19 protein-coding genes and 1 pseudogene are annotated in these 21,438 nt (G+C 72.2%); 11 read left to right on the plus strand and 9 right to left on the minus strand.

Annotation, left to right across the window (positions count from 1 at the left end; genetic code table 11):
• The first annotated feature begins 402 nt into the window (after positions 1-402).
• Together ACGFQC_RS22580 and ACGFQC_RS22585 are read left to right on the plus strand one after the other, a co-directional pair.
• A complete protein-coding gene (locus ACGFQC_RS22580; RefSeq protein WP_363086678.1) occupies positions 403-2,019 on the plus strand; it encodes an MFS transporter in 1,617 nt (538 codons plus the stop codon).
• 218 nt (positions 2,020-2,237) lie between these two features.
• Positions 2,238-2,486, plus strand: a complete 249-nt coding sequence (locus ACGFQC_RS22585; protein WP_363086679.1) for a hypothetical protein — start codon at positions 2,238-2,240, stop codon at positions 2,484-2,486.
• A gap of 66 nt (positions 2,487-2,552) precedes the next feature.
• Here ACGFQC_RS22585 and ACGFQC_RS22590 read toward each other — a convergent pair whose 3' ends face one another.
• The 4 genes from ACGFQC_RS22590 to ACGFQC_RS22605 all read right to left on the minus strand — a co-directional run bounded on the left by ACGFQC_RS22590 (position 2,553) and on the right by ACGFQC_RS22605 (position 5,180).
• Positions 2,553-2,864: a hypothetical protein gene (locus ACGFQC_RS22590; protein WP_363086680.1), complete on the minus strand. Its 312-nt coding sequence runs from the start codon at positions 2,862-2,864 to the stop codon at positions 2,553-2,555.
• Between the two features lie 55 nt (positions 2,865-2,919).
• Positions 2,920-3,318: a helix-turn-helix domain-containing protein gene (locus tag ACGFQC_RS22595; protein ID WP_363086681.1), complete on the minus strand. Its 399-nt coding sequence runs from the start codon at positions 3,316-3,318 to the stop codon at positions 2,920-2,922.
• 74 nt (positions 3,319-3,392) lie between these two features.
• The gene (locus ACGFQC_RS22600; protein WP_363086682.1) at positions 3,393-3,884 is read right to left on the minus strand and encodes a hypothetical protein; all 492 of its coding nucleotides are present in this window, start codon (positions 3,882-3,884) and stop codon (positions 3,393-3,395) included.
• Positions 3,885-3,977: 93 nt separating this feature from the next.
• On the minus strand, positions 3,978-5,180 hold the full coding sequence (locus ACGFQC_RS22605; RefSeq protein WP_363086683.1) for an MFS transporter: 1,203 nt from the start codon (positions 5,178-5,180) through the stop codon (positions 3,978-3,980).
• A gap of 119 nt (positions 5,181-5,299) precedes the next feature.
• Here ACGFQC_RS22605 and ACGFQC_RS22610 point away from each other — a divergent pair, with 119 nt between their 5' ends.
• The 3 genes from ACGFQC_RS22610 to ACGFQC_RS22620 all read left to right on the plus strand — a co-directional run bounded on the left by ACGFQC_RS22610 (position 5,300) and on the right by ACGFQC_RS22620 (position 7,936).
• A complete protein-coding gene (locus ACGFQC_RS22610) occupies positions 5,300-6,490 on the plus strand; it encodes a winged helix-turn-helix domain-containing protein (protein ID WP_363086684.1) in 1,191 nt (396 codons plus the stop codon).
• Complete coding sequence (locus tag ACGFQC_RS22615; protein ID WP_363086685.1) at positions 6,487-6,990, plus strand: glutathione peroxidase; 504 nt, start codon at positions 6,487-6,489, stop codon at positions 6,988-6,990. Before ACGFQC_RS22610 ends, ACGFQC_RS22615 begins: the two co-directional genes overlap by 4 nt.
• 91 nt (positions 6,991-7,081) lie before the next feature.
• Positions 7,082-7,936, plus strand: a complete 855-nt coding sequence (locus tag ACGFQC_RS22620) for a MerR family transcriptional regulator (RefSeq protein WP_363086686.1) — start codon at positions 7,082-7,084, stop codon at positions 7,934-7,936.
• A 180-nt stretch (positions 7,937-8,116) separates the two neighbouring features.
• On the opposite strand, the gene ACGFQC_RS22625 is transcribed toward ACGFQC_RS22620, so the two are convergent.
• The 3 genes from ACGFQC_RS22625 to ACGFQC_RS22635 form a co-directional block, all read right to left on the minus strand.
• Positions 8,117-8,308, minus strand: a complete 192-nt coding sequence (locus tag ACGFQC_RS22625) for a DUF397 domain-containing protein (RefSeq protein ID WP_363086687.1) — start codon at positions 8,306-8,308, stop codon at positions 8,117-8,119.
• Positions 8,309-8,583: 275 nt separating this feature from the next.
• Entirely contained in the window at positions 8,584-9,441 is an 858-nt protein-coding gene (locus ACGFQC_RS22630) for a helix-turn-helix transcriptional regulator (protein WP_363086688.1), read from the minus strand.
• Positions 9,442-9,707: 266 nt separating this feature from the next.
• Complete coding sequence (locus ACGFQC_RS22635; RefSeq protein WP_363086689.1) at positions 9,708-10,463, minus strand: GPP34 family phosphoprotein; 756 nt, start codon at positions 10,461-10,463, stop codon at positions 9,708-9,710.
• 238 nt (positions 10,464-10,701) lie between these two features.
• Between ACGFQC_RS22635 and ACGFQC_RS22640 the strand changes: the two genes are divergently transcribed.
• The 5 genes and pseudogenes from ACGFQC_RS22640 (at position 10,702) to ACGFQC_RS22660 (ending at position 18,783) form a co-directional block, all read left to right on the plus strand.
• Positions 10,702-13,497, plus strand: a complete 2,796-nt coding sequence (locus tag ACGFQC_RS22640) for a D-alanyl-D-alanine carboxypeptidase (RefSeq protein ID WP_363086690.1) — start codon at positions 10,702-10,704, stop codon at positions 13,495-13,497.
• Positions 13,498-13,667: 170 nt separating this feature from the next.
• The gene (locus tag ACGFQC_RS22645; RefSeq protein ID WP_363086691.1) at positions 13,668-15,626 is read left to right on the plus strand and encodes an MFS transporter; all 1,959 of its coding nucleotides are present in this window, start codon (positions 13,668-13,670) and stop codon (positions 15,624-15,626) included.
• Positions 15,627-15,951: 325 nt separating this feature from the next.
• Positions 15,952-17,523, plus strand: a complete 1,572-nt coding sequence (locus tag ACGFQC_RS22650) for a sodium:solute symporter family protein (RefSeq protein WP_363086692.1) — start codon at positions 15,952-15,954, stop codon at positions 17,521-17,523.
• 334 nt (positions 17,524-17,857) lie between these two features.
• Positions 17,858-18,082, plus strand: coding sequence for a hypothetical protein (locus ACGFQC_RS22655; protein ID WP_363086693.1), 225 nt, complete (start codon positions 17,858-17,860; stop codon positions 18,080-18,082).
• 12 nt (positions 18,083-18,094) lie between these two features.
• Positions 18,095-18,783, plus strand: a pseudogene (locus tag ACGFQC_RS22660) (contact-dependent growth inhibition system immunity protein).
• A 214-nt stretch (positions 18,784-18,997) separates the two neighbouring features.
• On the opposite strand, the gene ACGFQC_RS22665 reads toward ACGFQC_RS22660, so the two are convergent.
• Positions 18,998-20,116 carry an ADP-ribosylglycohydrolase family protein gene (locus ACGFQC_RS22665; protein WP_363086694.1) on the minus strand — a complete coding sequence of 373 codons (1,119 nt, stop codon included), beginning with the start codon at positions 20,114-20,116 and terminating at the stop codon, positions 18,998-19,000.
• Positions 20,117-20,230: 114 nt separating this feature from the next.
• Between ACGFQC_RS22665 and ACGFQC_RS22670 the strand changes: the two genes are divergently transcribed.
• A complete protein-coding gene (locus ACGFQC_RS22670) occupies positions 20,231-20,737 on the plus strand; it encodes a DUF2165 domain-containing protein (RefSeq protein ID WP_363086695.1) in 507 nt (168 codons plus the stop codon).
• A gap of 88 nt (positions 20,738-20,825) precedes the next feature.
• Here ACGFQC_RS22670 and ACGFQC_RS22675 read toward each other — a convergent pair whose 3' ends face one another.
• Entirely contained in the window at positions 20,826-21,407 is a 582-nt protein-coding gene (locus ACGFQC_RS22675) for a hypothetical protein (protein ID WP_363086696.1), read from the minus strand.
• Positions 21,408-21,438 lie beyond the last annotated feature (31 nt).

Consider the following 21,438-nt stretch of genomic DNA (forward strand, 5'->3'; position numbering starts at 1 on the left):
GTTCGAACCCTTCCGGGGCACAACGCCTGATCAGGCACGGTGCAGCAGAAGGGCCCCTCGGAAGTGATTTCCGAAGGGCCCTTTGGCCTTGTGTGGAAACGCCCTGCCCCGCGGGCACGCCGCGCTTCGGGCATGCCGCGCCTCGGGCACGCGAGGAGCGCAGGAGCGGGCACGGAACAGTCGCGCTCCTGCCTGTCGGAAAGGGTTACGCCTGTCCGGAGCTCAGGGCGGTTTCCGCTTCCTGGCCGCCCCAGTTGTCGGGGGTGCGCCACAGGACGTGGATCCCGAAGACGCCGTGCAGGGTTTCGGCCCGAAGTGACATCGCCGGCCCCGGTCCGCCAACCGGTTGACCTCCGGGGCGGGTCGGGGCCCGCCCTCCGCGGCGGCTGGGACGATGCGCGCATGACACCCGGGACAGGTACCGCTGAGAGTCCGCCGACGGCGCGCATCGTCCTGCTGGCACTCGCGGCCGGTCAGTTCCTGATGGCGCTCGACAGCTCGGTCATGAACGTCTCGATCGCGACGGTGGCCGAGGACGTGGGCACGACGGTGACGGGTGTGCAGGGCGCCATCACGGCCTACACCCTCGTGATGGCGATGTTCATGATCCCCGGCGGCAAGGTGGGGGCGCTGATCGGCCGCAGACGCGCGTTCATGATCGGCTGTGTCGTCTACGGCTGCGGCTCCCTCACCACGGCGCTCGCACCGAACCTGCCCGTGCTGCTGCTCGGCTGGTCGTTCCTCGAAGGGATCGGAGCGGCACTCATCCTGCCCGCGATCGTGGCGCTCGTGGCGAGCAACTTCGCCACGGAACGCCGTGCCTCCGCCTACGGCCTCGTCGCCGCCGCGGGAGCCGTGGCGATCGCGGTCGGGCCGCTCGTCGGCGGCATCGCGACCACGTACTTCTCCTGGCGGTGGGTCTTCGCCGGTGAGGTAGTCATGGTGCTCGGCATCCTGGTGCTCGCCGGCCGCATCGCCGACGCGCCGGTCGGCGAACGCCCCCGCATCGATCTCGTCGGCGCCGTGCTGTCCGCGCTCGGGCTCGGGCTGTTCGTCTACGGCGTGCTCCGCTCCGACGAATGGGGCTGGTTCCAGCCGAAGCCCGACGCGCCCGTGTGGCTCGGGGTCTCGCTGACCGTGTGGCTGATGCTGGCCGGTCTTCTGCTGATCTGGCTCTTCCTCCGCTGGGAGGCCCGCACGGTGAAGCAGGGCAGGGAACCACTCGTGGACCCGGCGATGCTGCAGAACAGGCAGCTCACCGGCGGTCTGACGATGTTCTTCTTCCAGTACCTCGTCCAGATGGGCGTCTTCTTCGTCGTACCGCTCTACCTGTCCGTGGCGCTCGGCCTGTCCGCGCTCGAGACCGGCGTCCGCATCCTGCCGCTCTCCGTGACGCTGCTGGCGGCCGCCGTCCTGATCCCCCGCTTCCTCCCGGACGTGTCACCGCGGCGGGTGGTGCGGCTCGGGACCTTCGCGCTGCTCGCGGGCGCGGTGGTCCTGATGGCCGCGCTCGACGCGGACGCCGGCGCGGAGATCGTCGCCCTCCCCCTCCTGCTGATCGGGCTCGGCATGGGCGCGCTGGCGTCCCAGCTCGGGTCGGTCACCGTGTCCGCGGTGCCCGAGGCGCGGAGCGCGGAGGTCGGCGGCGTCCAGAACGCCGTCACCAACCTCGGCGCCTCGATCGGTACGGCACTCGCCGGATCGCTCCTGATCGCCGCGATGACGACTTCCTTCCTCGCCAGCGTGGAGCAGAACCCGGCGATCCCGGCCGAGGTCAAGAGCCGGGCGACCGTCGAACTCGAAAGCGGCGTGCCGTTCTTGTCGGACGCCCAGCTCGAGTCCGCGCTCGACGAAGCCGGTACGAACGAGAAGGTGGCCGGGGCGGCCCTCGACGCGAACGAGGAGGCCAGGATCGACGGTCTGCGCGCCGCACTGGCCATCCTCGCCCTCACCGCTCTCCTCGCGCTGTTCTTCACCTCACGGATCCCGAACACCCAGCCCCGTTCGGCGGGGCCGTAGCCGCGGGACGGCTGGAACCGAACCGTGTCCGCTGCACCGCTCCGACGGCCCGGGAGCGGCGCACGGCGCCCGGATCATCACTCTCCGGGGCTCGACGCGGTCGCCGCCGCCTCGTGCGGCCACGAGGGCCACCCGGCGCCCGTCGGGTTCGCTCGGTGGCGCGTCACGGAGGGGGAGAGGACGCTGGTGGTGGGGGCAAGGTGAGGGAGAGACACCCCATGGTTCAGAGCAGCGACCACAAGGCCCGGACGCCGTTCCTCTCCCGGCCCGGCGTCCGCCGCCTCGCACCGTTCGTCGTGACCACCGCGATCGCCCTGGTCTTCATCTTCGAGAACCGCGCGAGCGTCGAGATCCGGCTTCTCGTTCCGACCGTGACCATGCCGCTCTGGGGTGCCCTCCTGATCGCCTGGGGCCTGGGCATGCTCGCCTGCTTCCTCAGCGTGCACCGACGGTCGAAGCGGCGCTGACGACGGTCGAAGCGGGTCCTCGGTGCCGGAGTGGCTGCGGTGGCCGGAGTGGCCGGAGCAACCGGGTCAGTAGACGCCGACCCTCCACCGCTCCACCCACCGCAGCCACGCGCCGCCCGTGCCCCGTACCTGGACGCGGTCGGGTTCGACCTGCCAGGCGGTGCCGTAGAGGGTGGCGTCGGGGAGGTCCACCCGGACGGTGTCGAGGGTTTCCAGGTCCTCGTCGAGGGGCCTGGACCAGGTGTGCGCGCAGCGGTCGCAGGTGTGGGCGACGGCGGTGTGGGGGCCGGTCGCCGGGGTCGGGGTGCCCGGGCGGAAGGCCTCGGTGCGGCAGCGGGGGCACGGGTCGGCGGTCCGGGTGCCTGTGGTGCGGGACATCATCCGATCCTTCGGTACGCGGCGGCGGACGACAACCCCTCCGTCTCAGCCCGGCTCAGCCCGACGCCCGCTTCGCGTCGTACTCCTCGCGGGCCTTCTCGACCTCCGGCATGCGTTCGTCGACCCACCGGCCCAGGGCGCGGACCTGTTCGGCGGCCTCCCGGCCGAGGGGGGTCAGGGAGTAGTCGACGCGGGGCGGGATCACGGGTTTGGCGTCGCGGTGGACCAGGCCGTCGCGTTCCAGCGTCTGCAGGCTCTGGGTCAGCATCTTCTCGCTGACCCTGCCGATCGCCCGGCGCAGTTCGCTGAACCGGTAGGAGCGGTCCAGCAGCGCGATCAGGATCAGGGTGCCCCAGCGGCTGGTGACGTGCTCCATGACCAGGCGGTGGGGGCACGGGCCGTCGCCGCCCTCGCCGCGGACGCGGTCCACGAATGTCAGGTCGCTCGCTGCCATGCCCGTACGGTACCGGGGAGATGGCACTTTCCGACAGTTAGTACTGGAGCCGGGGCGCCGGCACGCTTCCCGGGTCAGCCGGCCCGGCGGCGTCGTGCGGCTGTCCCGCCCACGGCCTGCGCGCCCCGGGCCCGCGCACCCGCGGCGACGCCCGCCGCGGTCAGGGCCAGCGCCAGAACGCCCGGGTTGACGTACGCCGGGACGGTGTCGCTGGTGTAGCTGCCGCCGCCGGACGTCTCGCAGACGAAGCCGAGGGGGACGTAGGACACGGTGTGGCCGACGACGCGCGACGCCCGTTCCTCCCGGCCGGGGGTCAGACAGGGCGGCAGCGGGGCGGACTCGGTGCCGCCCTCCCACGTTTCGGCGACGGCCGCGACGACGTGCAGCAGGCCCCAGGTGTAGAGCAGGGCCGCCACGGCGGCGACGAGTGCGGCGGCGCCGCGGAGCCACACGGTGCGGTCGGCCGCGCGCAGGCCCGTACGGCCGAGGGAGCCGACGGCGTGGCCGGTGAAGGCGAAGGCCGCGACCAGGCCGCCGGGGACGACCAGGAGGAGCAGGAGTGCCATCCGCAGAGGTTGGCAGCAGGCGCAGTACGCCGGCCGTGACGCGGGTCACTCCATGGGCAACAGGTCTGCCGCAGAAGGGTTTTCGGGAGCGGATCACCTACCGCGTCCGTCGGCGACACGGACGTCGGCGGGGCCGCGGACCTGTCGCGGGGAGGCCGCCGCCAGGGTCAGCGTCACCGTGATCGACGCGAGTGCCAGTACGGTCATCGCCGTCGCGGGTGAGGTGAGTTCGGCCACCGCGCCCGCCGAGGCCGCGCCGACGCCCTGGAGGGTGAGCATCCCCGCCGAGTGCAGTCCGAGGGCGTGGCCGCCGAGTTCGGCGGGTGTGAGGGTCATGAGGCGTTCCTGCTGGACCAGGCTCGCGCCGAAGCCGACCGAGGCGAGCGTGGCGCAGAGCGCGGCGACGGGCAGCGGCGGGTGCAGGACGAAGAAGGCGTAAGGGGTGGCCAGGAGCAGCAGGAGGGGGGTGGCCAGGCGGGTGCGGACGGCGGGCGGGAGCAGGCGGCCGACGGCGAGGTCGCCGGCGAACATGCCCAGTGCCGCGCACGCGAACAGGGTGCCCGCGGCACCGGGGTCGTACGACACGAAGAGGGCCTCGCAGCCGACGACCAGGCCGTTGGGGAGCCACAGGCCCAGGTAGACCAGGCGGCGGGGGCGGGACGACCACAGGACGGTGTTGGCGCGCCAGGTCGCCGCGACGGAGGGGCGGCCCGCGACGCGGGGCGGGCGGGCGGTCAGGCCGAGGCGGGCGGTCGCGCTCGCGGTGGCGTGCAGGAGGGCGGCCAGGAGGAGGACCGTGTGGGGGGAGAGGGCGGTGACGAGGGCGCCGCCGAGTGCGTAGCCGGTGATCTGCGTCAGCCCGCTCATCATGTTGAAGACCGAACGGCCGGGCAGGTAGCCGTCCTCGGGGAGGATCTCGTGGAGCAGTCCCCAGCGGACCCCGCCGCCCAGTGCCGCGACGAGGCCCGTGGCGAGGACGGCCGCGAAGACCGCCGCGACCGGCAGCCCGGGGACGGCGAGGACGGCCGTGAGGGCGGCGAAGGCGAGGGAGAGGCCGGCCAGGGCGGTTCTCGGCGGGAGGCGGTCGGCGCCGGACAGGAGGAGGGTCGCGCCCAGGACCTGGACGAGGGACGGGCCGAACATGCTCATCGCCGACAGCAGCGGTGAGCCGGTGGCGCGGTGGACGAGGGTGCCGAGGGCGAGGCCCGCGACCGTGTGGGCGGCGGTGTGGGCGGCGGAGGAGAGCAGGAGCGGGGTGAACTCGGGGGTGCGCAGGAGCTGCCGGTAGCCGGTCATGCGGGGAGTCTCGGGCGGCGGCGGTCGCGGTCGTTACTGTTTCGCGGGAGCGCGAAACGTCGTGTGTCCCGCGTCGTGTGTCCCGCGTCGTGTGTGGGGGGGGGAGGGGCGGGGGCTTCATGGGCTGGTGGCAGGTGAACGCCGACACGCTGGCGGGCAGCCGGTTCGTGGTCTCGCCGCTGGCCGAGACCTTCGCGTGCCTGAAGCTGCTGCACGCGGGGGCGGGCGCGCACCCGGGCGAGACGGCGTGGCTGCGGGAGTGGCTGCCCGCCCATCGCGCCCGGCTGGCCGCCGACCCGGTCACCGCCGCGCTCGTGCGGGCCGGGCTCGGCCGGGACTGGATCGCGGACTTCCTCACCCCCACGCCGAGGGGCGGGGAGGGCTTCGAGGACGGTGTCGCACGGGTCCGCGCGGTACGGCCCGCCGACGCCCGCGCCCATCTGCGGACCTCCCTCGCCGGACCGCTGCCGGGCCTCCTGGACCGCGACGACCTGCCCGAACGGGCGGCGGACCTGCTGACCTGGGTGTGGGAGAGCGCCGTACGGCCCTCCTGGGAACGGCGGCGCCGGGTGCTGGAGGCGGATGTCGTCGCGCGGACCGCGCAGGTGAGCCGGGGCGGCTGGGCGACCGTGCTGGACTCGCTGCGGCCGGGGACGCGCTGGCTCGGGGAGAGCCGGTTCCAGGTGAACCGGCACGAGTATCCGCCTCGGGAGATCTCCGGCGCGGAGCTGCTGTTCGTGCCGGTGACGCCGCGGGCCGGGTGGGTGTCGTGGGAGGAGCGGGAGCGGTACGCCGTCGTCTACCCGTGTTCCGGGGTCCTCGCCGCCGATCGGCGTGAGCGGGACGTGCCGGCCGCGCTGAGCGCGCTGCTCGGGCCCGGCCGGGCGGCCGTTCTGGTCCTGCTCGGGCAGGGGCCGCTGAGCACGACGCAGCTGGTCGCGCTGACCGGGCAGGGGCTCGGGTCGGTCGGCCGGCACCTGCGGGTGCTGTGGGACGCGGGGCTGGTGGAGCGGGGCCGGGTCGGGCGGTCGGTGCTGTACTCGCGGAGCGGGGCCGGCGAGGTGCTGGTGCGGGCCCGGCAGGAGGTGGACCCGGCAGACCCGGCAGACCCGGCAGACCCGGGGAGCGCGACAGGCCCGGCAGACCCGAGGAACGCGACAGGCCCGGCAGGCCCGGCAGGAGGCAGAACCGCGGGAGCGGCGGGGAACAGCGGGGCCGGAGGTGTGCGCAACGGGGTGGGCGGCGGAACCGGGGAAGGCCCCGCGACCCGTGCGCCGGCCGGCGGAGCTGGAGTTAGCATCCGGGGATGACTACTGATGCCGGTGCTTCCCCCCTCGATGTCGAGATCGGCGCCCTCAAGGGCGGCTCCGCGGACCTCTCGCAGTACGCGGGCCAGGCCGTCCTGATCGTGAACGTGGCCTCCAAGTGCGGGCTGACCCCGCAGTACAACGGTCTGGAGAAGCTCCAGGAGCGGTATTCCGCCCAGGGCTTCACCGTGCTCGGAGTGCCCTGCAACCAGTTCCTCGGGCAGGAGCCCGGCAGCGCCGAGGAGATCGCCGAGTTCTGCTCGGCGACGTACGGCGTGACCTTCCCGCTGACCGAGAAGACGGAGGTGAACGGGGACGGGCGGCACGCGCTGTACGAGCGGCTCGTCGGGTTCGCCGACGGCGAGGGGCACAGCGGGGACATCCGCTGGAACTTCGAGAAGTTCCTCGTCGGCCGGGACGGCGCCGTCGTCGCCCGCTTCTCGCCGCAGACCGAGCCGGAGTCGCCCGAGGTCGTCGCCGCCATCGAGAAGCAGCTGGGCTGACCTGCCCGCTTGACCTTGCCCCTGGGGCAGGACCGAGCGTTCCCGTCGCCGGGCGGAGAAGGCCGCCCGGCGACGGAGGACGAGGGACCGGATGGACGACGAGGCACTGCTCACCATCGGCGCGTTCGCCGCGCGGGCCCGGCTGTCGGCCAAGGCGCTACGGCTGTACGACCGGCTCGGGCTGCTGGTGCCGGCGCAGGTCGACGAGATGAGCGGGTACCGCTACTACCGCGCCGGCCAGGTGGAACGCGCCCGGCTGGTGGCGCTGCTGCGGCAACTCGACATGCCCCTCGCGCGGGTCGCCGAGGTGATCGGCTCGGCGGACGACGCCGAGGCCGCCGACCGGCTCGCCGCCTACTGGGCGGACGTCGAGGCGCGGATCGCCGCCCAGCGCACCCTCGCCGCGTACCTCCGTGGACGTCTGTCGGGGAGGAGCTCCGAGATGTACGGAACGTTCGAGGTCGAGACGGTCGAGGTGCCCGCGCAGGTGGTGGTCACCGAGAAGCGGCACACGCTGGCGGACGAACTGCCCGCCTGGATCGGCGCGTCGCTCGGCCGCCTGGAGGAGGCCGCGCGGGCCTGCGGGGGCGTCGCCGGGGCGCCGTTCGTCGTCTACCACTCCGAGGTGACGACGGAGAGCGACGGGCCGGTGGAGTCCTGCGTGCCGGTCGCCGACGAGGCGGCGGCGCGGGCCTGGGCGGCGGCGCGGGGGCGCGGTCGGGAGGTCGCGGTCCGGGTGGAACCGGCCAGGCGGCTCGCCTTCACCCGGATCAGCAAGGCGCAGGTCGCGTACCCACAGATCCTGGCCGCGTTCGAGGCGGTGGAGGCGTGGACGAGGCGGCAGGGCCTGGAGTACGACGGCCCGTGCCGGGAGGTCTATTTCGCCGACTGGTCCTCGGCGGGACCGCAGGACCCGGTGTGCGACGTGGCGTTCCCGGTGCGGTGAGGTTCCCGGTGCGGTGAGGCCGTAGCGGCCGGGAAGAGACCGAGCCCTCTCGGCAAGGACGGCGAGCTCGTCGAGAGGGCTCTTTCCGGTACCGCGTGTGACGTCGTACCGCGTGAGCCGTGGTGCCGCGTGGAGGTGGTCAGCCGTGGCACGGGCCGAGGGGTCGGACGGTGTGTGCCCTTACGCCTTGACCGAGGCGACGAAGAGGTTCCACGCGTCGGCGGGGAAGTCCAGCACGGGCCCGTCCTGGACCTTGGAGTCCCGGACGGCCATGGCCGCGACGACCGGCGACTTGACCTCGACGCACGCGCCGTTGCCCGTCGAGTAGGAGGACTTGGTCCACGCGTCCGTGGTGCCCTGACGAATTGCCATTTTTGCTCCGGATTGCCAGATGTGATGAGTTGCTGTCGCCGTACGGAGGGCCTGGCTGCGGGCCCGCGGCACGGTTTCCGCCAACGATGTTGCTCGATGGCGTGATCGACGCTACTCGCCACCTTCGGCGTCCGAAGCGACTATTCACTCGACCGGATGGCATGTTCCAGGCGGTACTTCCATCCCGGCCGGGTGAGGGTGTACCGTGCGGCACTTCCCGGCCGGGAGGCTCCCGCGAGCACGTCGGAGCATGCACTGCTCGGAGCATGCACTGCTCAGAGCGTGTACTGCTTGGCGATGTCGGCGATGAACTGGCGGGACTGGTCCACGTTCAGGGCCTGCGCCCGCAGGTGCTCGTACATCACGCTGTACTTCTGGACGTCGTTCGGTTTCTCCAGGTACAGGTCGCTGGTGACGCCCTCGATGTAGACCACGCTGGAGTCGGCCGCGTCGGGGAACTCCAGGATCGCGTACTGGCCGTTGAGGCCGGGATGCGCGCCCATCTCGAAGGGGATCACCTGCACGGTGACGTGCGGCAGCCGGGACTGCTCGACGAGGTGCTCCAACTGGTCGCGCATCAGCGACTTGTCGCCGACGACCCGGCGCAGTGCCGCCTCGTCCATCACCGTCCACAGGCGCAGCGGGTTCTCCTCGGCGTTGATGCGTTCCTGCCGCCGCATCCGCACCTGCACGCGCTTCTCGATCTCGGTCGCCGCGGTCTCCGGCAACGCCCCCGAGATCAGGGTCTCGGCGTACTGACGGGTCTGCAACAGGCCTGGCACCACCTGCGGGTCGTACACGCGCAGGCTGGCCGCGTCCGTCTCCAGGCCGATGTACACGCTGTAGGGGACGTCGCCGAAGGCATGCCACCAGCCCTGCTGGCGGGAGTCCTTCGCCATCTGCATCAGCGAGTCGACGATCCGCTGGTCCTCCACCTCGTAGACCCCGCACAGGTCGCGCACGTCGCGCTGGCTGATGCTGCGTCTGCCGTTCTCGAGGCGGCTGATCTTCGACTGGGACACCAGCAGGCGGTCGGCGACCTGTTCGGCCGTCATGCCCTTGTCCTCGCGGAGCCTGCGCAACTCCTGCCCCAGCCGGCGCCGCCGGACGGTGGGATTGACATTCGACGCCACGGGACGTGCACCTCCGGCTGCGTGCCTGAACTGACACTTTGCGTATCTGCTGTTGAGCAGACTGCCACCGAGGCGCTTCACACCGCTGGAAAACCAGGGATATGCGGCCGCCCCGGCAGCCCGTTCGCGGACATGCGTCCGCGCGGGGCGGCGGGCCCCGCGTCACGGGGACGCAGGACGTCACCACCCCGCGCGGGCGCGGCGGCTCCCGAACGGGTCTGTCTCGGCCTCACGGCCCGGCGGCTGCGGTGTCGTGGGACCGCGGCTCAGTGCGCCACGACACCTGCCATGGAACCTCGGTGCGGTTGCGCCGGAACACCACGGGCGGGTTCCGGAGCGGACCTGGCTCCCGGTCCGGCCTGACGGCCGGCCTGGGCCGGGTTGCGGCGCGGCTGTGCGACCGCGCCGTTCTGGACGTCCATCACGGCGTGCGCCACGAGACCGCCCATGGGGTCGTGCCTGATCAGGTCCCGCAACCGGGATCGGGACGAACGTCCCTCGTTCCCCGGGTACAGGTGCTTGCCGAGACCGACCGCGTGCGCCAGCGCGGCGAGCGCCGCCGTCCGCGGGTCCGGCGGAACGCCGGTGCGGATGGCCGTGTCCAGCCGGGCCTTGATCTCCCGGCTGATCGCCGTCTCCGTCGCCTGGTAGCGAGTCGTCGGCAGCACTCCGCACATCTGACCCGCCACGGCATGCACCATGCCGCACCGCTCCAGATGCGAGAGGTACGTCTGACGGAGCCCCAGTCGGGGTCCGCCGATCCAATGGACCGCCCGTACGGGAGCGCCACGCCTTCGCAGCAACTCCAACGCGCAGTCCAGAGTCGGATCTCCGGTCGGCCGTGGGGACACCACGGCGATACGATCCCCGTCCGGGGCTATCCGTCCGGCCAGTGCCAGCTCCACTAGCTGTGCTCCGGCCAGACCAAGGTCGAGCGACTGCGGCTGTGCAGTGGTACCCGTGGCCGGGTCCAATGCCAGCAGAAGAAGCTCTTCCGGAATTGTTCTGCGGCTCCTGCCCATCCATGCCTCCCCGCGTGGATGAATGACAGGGTGACCCCTCTCACATTCATCTGTCGAGAGTGCGTGACCGGTTCGTAGTGGAACCAGTAGGTATGTCGTTCTCGTCTACCGCAGGAGCCAAGCCCACTACACAGGACACTGGTACATGGTTCGGACACTGCCGCGAGGCGGGTCCCGGGCGGGCGGTTCACGGTTCGGCAGGCGCGCGGTGGGCGTGCGGCACAGCGAGGAGGCATCGGTGGCGGGCGAGTCCCCCGACAGGTCGAAGCAGCGCGAGTCGTCGGCGGAACCGACGTCGGGGAGCGCGGGAGCGGTTCCCGAGGCACGCGATCCGCGGCTCGCGGTGGCACGGGACGCCGAGAGCGCGTCCACGGTGTCCTCGGCCGCGTCCCGGGGCGGGGTGGACACGGCGACGCGGGTGTTCTCCGTACGGGAGTTGACGGCCGAGAAGCCGGAGCGGCCGGAGGAGGCGTCGGACGAGGCGGACGAAGCTCCGGCCGACGAGCCCGGCGCGGACGCCGCCGAGAGCGCCGACGAGGGTTCCGCCGAGAGCTCGGAGGGCGGGCGCGGCCCGAAGGAGCCGGCGGAGGCCGGGCGGGCCGCTGAAGGCTCTCCGGAGGACGCCGAGGCCCCGGAGGACACCGAGGACGCGGACGCCTCCGGAACGGCGGCCGGTGGCGCCGGGGGCCGTGACGACCGGCTGCGGTCGGCCGTGGCCCAGTGGGTGGCCTCGGCGGACGGGAAGCCGGACGAGGCGTCGGACGAGAAGCCCGAGGGACCGGACGAGGCGTCGGACGAGGCGGGGGGCTCCCCTCAGGGCCCGTCCAAGGCCGCGCCGAAGTGGGCGAAGGGCGGTGCGCAGACGTCCGGGAGCGACGCGAGCGAGCAGTCCGATGCCGACGCCGCCGACCCGGCCGACGGTTCCGGCGAGGGCTCCGGCTCCGAGGCCGGCGCCGCCGACGGGAACGACGCGCCCGAGGCCCGTACGGGCACCGCGGCCGCCAGGACCGCCAAGACCGCGGATCCCCGGCTCGGCGCCGCCGCGAAGACCGACGAGCCGAAGGCCGACGAGCCGAAGACGGACGAGCCGAAGGCCGACGAGCCGAAGGCCGACGCTGACGCTGACGCGGCGGACGAGCCCCAGGACGGCCCCGCCGACCAGGACGCCGAGTCCGGGGCCGACGAGCCCGACTCCCCCGTCGACCAGCCCACCGCCGTCTTCAAGGCCGTACGGCCGCCTGCCGAGCGCCGGGTCGACCAGCCGACCACCATGCTGAAGCTGGGCGACGTCCCCAAGGCCGGGGAGCCCGCCGACGCGAAGACCCCGGCCGCCGAGCCCGGCACCGACGTGAAGGCGCCGGGAACCGGATCCGAGCCCAAGGCCGAGCCCAAGCCCAAGGCCGAACCCAAGGCCGAACCCAAGACCGGACCGCAGCCCGAGAACGGAGCCAAGTCCAAGCCCGGAGCCGGCCCCAAGCCCGGAGCCGGCCCCAAAACCGGACCCGAGTCGAAGACCGGACCCGAGTCGAAGACCGGACCCGAGTCGAAGACCGGAGCCGGTCGCAAGAGCGGACCCGAATCCGAGACCGGACCCGAGTCCGGGGCCAAGGCCGACGCCCCCGCCGAGCGGGCCAGCAAGTTCGTCGCGCTGAAGCCGCTGGACGATCCCGCCGGCCGGTCGGTGAAGCCCGCCGCCGACGCCACCGCCGTCGTGCCGCAGATCGGGCCCGAGCGGACGACGCAGCAGCCGTTGCCGCCGAAGCCGCCGCTGGACCTGCTGGCCGAGCTGACGAACACCCCGCCGCCGCCGCCGACCCCGCTGCGGACGCTGGCCCGGCGGGTGAAGATCTGGACGCCGCTGGTCATCCTGCTGGTGATCGCCTTTGCGATCGTGCAGGCCGTACGGCCGCTGCCGGCGACCGCGCTGACGCTCACCGCGAAGGACTCGTACACCTTCGAGGGCGGGAAGCTCTCCCTGCCGTGGCCGTCCGAGGGCCAGGGCGCGATGGACGTGAACGGCATCGGCACGATGGACGGCTTCGGCGACCAGAAGCCGGTCGCGATCGGTTCCGTCGCCAAGGCGATGACGGCGTACGTCGTCCTCAAGGACCACGCGCTGAAGTCGGGCCAGGAGGGCGAGACCGTCCCCGTCGACGCCACCGCCGAGAAGGAGGGCGGCTACGACGCGGACGGCGAGTCCACGCTCAACACCGTCAAGGAGGGCGACGAGCTCACGCTCCGCCAGGCCCTCTCGGCGGTCATGATCCCGTCGGCGAACAACATCGCGCGGCTGCTGGCCCGCTGGGACGCCGGCACGGAGGCGGAGTTCATCAAGAAGATGAACGACGCCGCCGAGGACCTCGGGATGACGAACACGACGTACACCGACGCCTCGGGACTGAAGGAGACCACCGTCTCCACCGCCGCGGACCAGGTGAAGCTGGGCAACGAGCTGGTGAAGATCCCCGCCCTGATGGAGATCACCAAGCTGCCGGAGTGGACCGACCCGTCCGGTCAGAAGTGGCGCAACTACAACACGCTCGTCCCCTACAACAACGCCCTCGGCATCAAGACCGGCTCGACCACCAAGGCCGGCGGCAACCTGCTGTTCGCCGCCACCGAGGAGGTCGGCGGGGAGACCGTCACCGTCGTCGGCGCGATCCTCGGCCAGCACAGGTCGCCGATCATCGACACGGTGAACGCGGTCAGCAAGACCGCGCTGCTCGCCGCCCAGGACGCCATGACCTCGGCGAAGATCCTGAAGAAGGGCGACGTCGTCGGCTACGTGGACGACAGGATGGGCAACCACACCCCGGTCGTGGTGACGGAGGACGTCACGGCGGTCGGCTGGGCCGGGCTGACGGTGAGGCTGTCCTTCGCCGGTGGCGAGGTCCCGCACACCGCGAAGGCCGGCACCCAGGTCGGCACGCTGACGGTCGGCGACGGTTCCGGCGACGCGGTGAAGGTGCCCGTCGCGCTCCAGCGGGAGCTGACCGAGCCGGGCTTCCCGGACAAGCTGACGCGCGTCGGCTGAGCCGCCGCACGGGCGCCGTCGTGCACGCACCCCGCCGGGCAGCCGCTCGGCGGGGTGCGTGCTAGCGTCACGAAACGGGACAGGTCGGCGGTCGCGGCGACGCGGCCGCGAAGCGGGCGCGAACGGGACGCGTCCGAGAGCGGAAGACGGGACACGGGGAGTGCCTTCAGGTGGCCACTGCGGAGCCGACACGCGCCGGCGGAACCGGTCCGGACCCGGACGCCGGCCGACGGGTGCGCCTGCCCGCACCCCAGGCCGGTGACCACGACCGCGACGGCACGGCCGATCAGGACCGCGACGGCATGACCGACCACGACCGTGCCCCGGCCGCCGCCGGGTCCGCCCCCGGCCCCGCCCCGGAGGCGGGTGAGCGGGAGGCGGCCGCCGGGGACTCCCGCGTGAGAGCGGTCGCCGACCGGGTGCGCGGCCTGCTCCGCCGGCATCTCGTGCTCTCGGTGACGGTCCTGTCCGGCGTGCTGCACCTCGCCTGGTTCTTCGCGTTCGCGAACAGCGGCGGGGATCTCGCCGCTCAGGACGCGTGGGCCGAGTTCGTCGGCCGGCACCCGGACTCCGCGTACAACCTCGCCTGGTACGGCGGGATGCACCCGGTGTCGTACAGCGTGGTGTCGCCGTACCTGATGTCGGTGCTCGGGGTCCGGACGACGATGATGATCGCCGGGACGATCTCCGCCGGGCTGCTGACGCTGGTCCTGCTGCGCTGCCGGCCGGTGCGGAACCCTGTGTGGCCCGCGCTGGCGGGGGTGTTCGCGCTGCTGTGCAACGCGGCGTCGGGCCGGGTGACGTTCGGGCTCGGCAACATGTTCGCGCTCGGCGCGGTCGCCGTCGTGTTCTGCTGGCCGTACCGCTGGCGCTACAAGCGGTGGGCGAAGGCGCTGTGCGCGGCGCCGCTCGCCGCGCTCGCCACGATGGGGTCGCCGGTGGCGGGCCTGTTCCTGGGGCTGGTCGCGGTCGCGCTGTTCCTGCAGAAGCGGCGGCCGGGCGCGTGGGCGCTCGGGCTGGCCCCGACCGCCGTCGTCGCGGTGTCGGCGTGGGCGTTCCCGTTCTCCGGCACGCAGCCGATGTCCTTCGGTTCGGCGTCGCTGCCGCTGGTGTTCTCGGCGGTCGTCTTCGCGGTCGTCCCGCGCGACTGGAAGACCGTACGGATCACGGCGGCGGTCTACGGCCTCGGGGTGCTCGGGGTGTGGGTGATCAGTTCGCAGATCGGGTCCAACATCACCCGGCTCGCGATGCTGTTCTCGGGTGTGGTGCTGATGGCCGCGCTGCCGTTCGCGGTGCCGCGCAGCCGCAAGTGGTACGCGATCGTCCTCTCCTCGCTGGTCTTCGTCGGCTGGATCGGCTTCAAGTCGGTCGACGACGTCTACCGGACGACTCCGGCGGCGTCCTGGGCGCGCGAGCTGGCGCCGCTGGTCAACGAGTTGCAGGAGGTGGGCGCGGAGAAGGGCCGGGTAGAGGTCGTCCCGGCGCGCTCGCACCGCGAGGCGTCCGCGCTCGCGCCGTACTTCAACCTGGCCCGCGGCTGGAACCGGCAGGCCGACATGGAGCGCAACCCCCTCTTCTACGACGACACCCTGAACTCGGCGAACTACCGCGAGTGGCTCAAGCGGTGGGCGGTGCACTTCGTGGTCGTGCCCAAGGACGTGCCGGACGGGGACGGCGGGCAGCGGGAACGGGAGCTGGTGCAGCGGGGGCTGCCGTATCTGGAGCAGATCTGGGGCGACGCCAACTGGCAGCTGTTCCGGGTGAAGGCCCCCGGGTCGCTGGCCGAGCCGAACGCGGTCGTGCAGCGGGCGGCGCAGGGCGAGATGACGATCGACGTGCGCGAGGCCGGCCGGATCCTGATCCGGATCCCGTACTCGCCGTGGCTGAGCATCGTCGACGCAAAGGGCAGGAGCCTGGAGCCGCCGCAGGAGACGGAGGCGTCCAAGGACCGGGCCGAGGGGGAGCCGAAGGCGTACGACAACGTCAACGGCTGCCTCTTCGAGACGGAGGAGGACGCGGACGGCGACCGGTGGACGGTGCTGATCGCGCCGGAGGCGGGCACCTACCGGCTGGCGGCGCCGTACCAGCTGCCGCGGGGCACGCCGTGCCCGGACGAGCTGAAGAGGTAGCCACCGGGCGGGACGTGCGGGAGCACTCTCTCTCCCCCAGAAGGGCGCACCGCCTCGGGGCGCGTGCCGCCTCGGGGCGCGTGCCGCCTCGGGGGGTACTGCCCTGTCGTGCATCGGCGGCATCGATCATCTGGAGAACCGGGCGCGGGCGCGCCCCGGGCGGTCACTGCTGGTCAGCGCCGGAGAACCGCCGCCATGAGTTCACATAGATGAACTGAGGCCACCATACAGAATGATTTTACCTCCCCTTGACCTTACGTCGCCTTGTCGTGTCCACGCACCAGCGCCCACGATGAGCGCCGGGCTGAACCCTGGGAGGACGCACATGAACGGTCTCGACTGGGCCGTGCTCATCGGCTACTTCGGCGTGATGGTCGCCATCGGTGTCTGGTCCCACAAACGGGTCGACAACGTCAGCGACTTCTTCACCGCCGGCGGCAAGATGCCGTGGTGGCTGTCGGGCATCTCGCACCACATGTCGGGCTACAGCGCGGTCATGTTCACCGGTTACGCCGGCATCGCCTACACCTACGGCGTCACCTCGTTCATCACCTGGTCCTTCCCGATCGCCCTGGGCATCGCGATCGGTTCCAAGCTGTTCGCGCCCCGCATCAACCGGCTGCGCTCACGGCTGCACGTGGCCTCCCCGCTGGAGTACCTGAAGAACCGGTACGACCTCAAGACGCAGCAGGCGCTGGCCTGGTCCGGGATGCTGCTGAAGATCGTGGACGTGGGCGCCAAGTGGGCCGCGATCGCCACCCTGTTGTCCGTGTTCACCGGGATCTCGCTGAACCAGGGCATCCTCATCACGGGCGCCATCACGGCCGTCTACTGCACGATCGGCGGCCTGTGGGCCGACGCCCTCACCGAGTTGGGGCAGTTCATCATCCAATTCCTCGCGGGCATCGCCATGTTCGTCGCCGTGGTGCTTGAACTGTCCGACCTCGGCATCGGTTTCCTCGGCGCCTGGGACGAGCCGGCGCTCCAGGGCCACGAAAAGCCGCTGGTGGGGCCCTACGGCACGGTGTTCCTGCTCGCGTTCCTCTTCATCAAGCTGTTCGAGTACAACGGCGGCATGCTCAACCAGGCCCAGCGCTACATGGCCACCGCCACCCCGAAGGAGGCCGAGCGGTCGGCGCGGCTGTCGGCGGTGCTGTGGCTGGTGTGGCCGCTGGTGCTGTTCTACCCGATGTGGATGTCGCCGCTGCTGGTCGAGTCGCAGAAGCCGGACGGCTCCGACTCCTACGGCCTGATGACCGAACAGCTGCTGCCGCACGGGCTGCTGGGCCTGGTCATCGTCGGTTTCTTCTCCCACACGATGGCGATGTGCTCCTCCGACGCCAACGCCATCGCCGCGGTCTTCACCCGTGACTGCGCGCCGGTGATCTCGGCACGGGCGCGGGCCTGGAACCAGCGGTCGGGGCTGATCGCGGCCCGCGTCGCGACGGTCGTCTTCCTGGCCCTGTCCATGGCGGCGGCCACCCAGGTCAACTCGCCCACGTTCAAGGACATCATCACCGTCGTCATCAAGTGGGTGGCCGGTCTGATGGGCCCGATGGCGATCCCGATGATGCTCGGCCTGCTGCGGCCGTTCCGCCGCTCAGGCCCGACGGCGGCGCTGACGAGCTGGTCCATGGGTCTGCTGGCCTTCTGGCTGGTCAACTACCCGATCAACTGGAACGTCGACGGCGGCGTCCCGCTCCAGTACCAGGTCTCCGTGCCGCTCGCGGTCTCCCTCGTCCTGTACGTCCTCATCGGCTTCCTGAAGCCGGAGGACACCCCGGAACGGCTCGCGATCATCGAGCGGATCAACACGGACGGGGGCGGCGGGGCGGCCGCGGCAGCGGCCGAGGTGCCCGCACCGCGGGACTCGACTCCGGCACCCGTGAAGGACTAGGGCGGCGGGACCAGGTGTTCTGTCCGGGGAGGTTGTGGACGGGTGAGGCAGGTCTCGGCTGAGGGATCTTGAACAGGTGAGGGCCTTCCGGGTTCGGTGTGGACTGCGCCGTCCACACCGGCCGGAAAGGCCCTCGTGGTCCACCGTAACGCGCCCCTGACCGAGACCGGCCGGCCCGCCTCACGCACCTGGACCGCGCGACCGGCCTGCTGCGGTTGTGGTGCGCCCCACTGGGGCGCACCGGCGGCCTTGGTGTGCTGCCCGCCGTCTCCAGCAAGGTGATCCACCTCCTCCTGCGGCGCAGCTCCTACAAGTGTTCTGCTTGGATCAGTCCATGATCTCTGTTGGCGCACCGGACGAGACACGAGAAGGGGCAGAACTCGCGGTCTGGTTCGGCGGGGCGTCCATGGCGTGCTGGCTCTGTTGCCCGTTCTGGACACTGGTCAGCTTCGTTGCGCTACCTCTGGCTGATGTGCGCGCGGCACGTGTTGTCCTCAAGCGTGAGCCGAACCGCCCGCAGGGCTTCGTCGTGTTCACCACCGTCCCGATCTACCTGTAGAGGTCCAGCGCCGTGTCCATGAAGCCGCTCGAGTTCGATCGCCGCTACGGTGAGTTGGACCAGGTGATCAGCGCGTACACCGGCACGTCGGCCGACGACAGCCGGACAAGCCGAGCGAAGCCCTTCGGGCCTACCTGCGCCACACCTGGCACACCCGCCCCTGGGCCCTGGCCACGGCCGAACAGCAGATCCGCGAGTACGCCCGCAACCCACCGGGCCGGCTGCGCCTGAGCCTCGGCGAGTTCTACCCCGTGCCGGACGTCGGTCCGCCCGAATCGGCGATCCAGGACTGGCTGTTCGTGATCGCGGATCACCTGAAGCGGTCGATCGAGGAGGGCGAGGTCCCGCCCCCGGCCGATCCTCGCACCCACTGGGAGTGGCACGCCCGCTTCCCCGAGCTGGGCCGGTTCCTCGGCGGTTGGTTCTCACAGGACATGCCGGACGAGTTCGACGACCACGACGCGGCCGTACGCGACTACACCGCCACCACGGATCCGCAGCTGGTCGTCCGCCTCACGGGCGAGCTCCGCGAACTGCTCGCCCTCGCCCTGGAAGAGTCCGACTACACCCTCGCGATGGCGGAGCTGGGCATGGAGGTGGACCCACCCGGGCCGTACTCCCCGAGCGGCTGGCCGGCCCATCTCGCGGAGCGTCTTGGCGGATTCAAGGCAGACTACGGACCCGGACCGGCCACGGGCTGACCGCATGCCCTCTTCGCCCTGGCCATCGGCAGGCCGAACGCCTCAACCACACCCTGCTCGACGAATGGGCCTACGCGACGCCCTACCGGTCGGAGCAGGAACGACGCGACGCGTTCCCGGACCGGCCGCACCCCTGCAGTCACCGCCACGGACACACCCCGCTCGCAGGCGAACCACCTGCCAGCCGCCTCCCCGAACTGTACGAGCAGCACACCTAGAGGACCCGCGGGTACCGGGCGAGCCAGCCCGGGGAGGCGCTCGCCGGGGTGTGCAGGGCCGGGCCCTGGGTCATCTCCATCGCGAAGTCGTCCGCCAGTTCCAGGATCGTGGGACGGCCCTCCAGTTCGGCCAGCCAGGCAGGCGGGAGGGCCGTCTCGCCGTGCAGGGCCCCGAGCAGCCCGCCGGCCAGAGCGCCGGTCGCGGCCGACGGGGCGTCGTGGTTGACGGCGAGCCGCAGCCCGTGCCGCACGTCCTCGGCGACCAGGGCGCAGTAGACGGCCGCCGCGAGCACGGCCTGGGCCGTCCCCGTCCCGGCCAGCTCCGCCACCCGCGCCGGGCCGGGCGTCCCCTGCCGTACGGCGTCCAGCGCGTGCCGCAGCGCCTCCGACACCGGCTCGTGCCCCGGCCGGGCGGACAGCAGGACGAGCGCCCGCCGCACCGCGCCGTCGAGGCTGTCGCCGCGGGCCAGCGCGTGCACGGTGACCGCGTACGCGCCCGCCGTGAGGTGTCCGCACGGGTGGCCGTGGGTCTGCGCCGCGCACTCCACGGCCAACTGCGCCACCAGGTGCGGCTCCCAGCCGACGAGCAGCCCGAAGGGCGCCGAGCGGGCGGTGGCCTCGGGGCCGTCCTCGCCGGGGCTCTTGGGTGCGTCGAGGGTGCCCATGACGTCGTCGCCGAAGCCGAGCAGCAGGGACCGGGCGGGGCCGCGGCGGACGTACAGCCACTCCTCGTGGGCCAGCCAGCCGTCGTCCTCGCGGCGCAGGTCGGGCCCCCAGTCGCGCTGGGTGGCGGCCCATCTCCGGTACGCCCGGTGCAGATCGGTCGGTGGATGCCAGGCGCCGGTGTCGCGGCGGACCTGGGCCCGGATCAGCCCGTCCACGCTGAACAGGGTCAGCTGGGTGAGATGGGTGACGGCGCCGCGCCGCCCGTGGGCGGGCGCCAGGTCGACGAGCCCCTCGGGCCCGTGCGCCCGCCGTATCTCCTCCAGCCCGAGCCGGTCGACGGCCGCCCCGAGGGCGTCCCCCACGGCGGCGCCGAGCAGGGTGCCGCGCACCCGGCTGCGGAAGTCCTGCTGCTCGGTACGCCCCCAGACGGCACCGCCTGTCGCACCCACCTAGACCTCCCGGGCACCGTCCGTACGCACGACGTTCGTCACTGTAATCGAACGGGATCGGAAGAGGGGGAGGCCGTGGACATGTCAGTCACCCTTTCCGGGCAGACCTCACCCATGGCAGCCACGACCTCCACCTCCACGTCCCGCGCCCTCCGCCTCGCCGTCACCCTGCTCACCGCCTCGGTCGCGCTCTGGACCGCGTTGGTGGCCTTCGGGAACATCACCGACTTCGGGACCAACCAGCAGTTCGTGCGGCACGTGCTGGCGATGGACACGACGTTCGGGGACGACGACCTGATGTGGCGGGCGATCACCGCGGAGGGAGTGCAGGACGCCGCCTACGTGCTGATCATCGTCTGGGAGACCGTCGCCGCGCTGGTGCTGACCGCGGGGACGTGGTTCTGGGCGCGGCGTGACGTCGGCAGGGCCCGGCAGGTGTCGACGTACGGGCTGCTGATGGTGCTGCTGCTGTTCGGGGGCGGGTTCATCGCGATCGGCGGGGAGTGGTTCGCGATGTGGCAGTCCGAGGACTGGAACGGGCTGGACGCCGCGACACGGGCGTTCGTGTTCGGCGGGGTCGTGCTGCTGGCGCAGTACCTGCCGGTCGACGCCGAGGCCTGATCGCCGGTCGCCCGACGCCCCGGACGTTCGCTCCCGCCCGGCCGCTCGACGACCCCGCTGCTCGACGCCCCGCTACCCGACGACCGCGCTACTCGACGACCCGGACGTTCGTCCCCGTCGCGCCGAACGCCCACAGCGCCGCGCCGTCCGCCTTCGGCATGCGGATGCCACCGGTCTGCGTCCCCGCGGCGGGGGGCGGGGAGGAGCCGTCGACCGCGTTGGAGAAGGCGATGTTGACGCCCGACTTCGCGGAGAAGTAGATGATGTGCTCGATCTGCACGCCGTCGGAGCCGGTGGTGGCGTCCTTGCGCAGGGACACCGTGTAGCTGCCGGACGCCGGGTCGACGGTGCCCGGCCAGACCGTGAAGGTGCGGCGGGCCTGGTCGTCGGCGTCGACCAGCCAGACCCGGTCCTGGCCGAGGGAGTAGACGACGCGGCGGCCCGTGCCCGAGCCGTCGGGGACGGGCGTGGCCGTGGAGGCCGGGGAGGGGGAGGCCGAGGGCTTGGCGTCCGTGGAGGCGGAGGCGGAGGCGGACGGCTTCGCCGTCGTCGCCGTCGGGTGCGGGCCCTTGTCGGCCTGCACCGTCAGGGCGCCGACCACGACGATCGCGCCGGCCGTCAGACCGGTGACCCAGGCCCACGAAGGAAGCCGTCGGGCAGGCACGGGCACGCATCTCCTCAGTCTCGGGCCCCCGACACCG

The organism is Streptomyces sp. NPDC048734 (genome assembly GCF_043198675.1).
GTDB lineage: Bacteria > Actinomycetota > Actinomycetes > Streptomycetales > Streptomycetaceae > Streptomyces.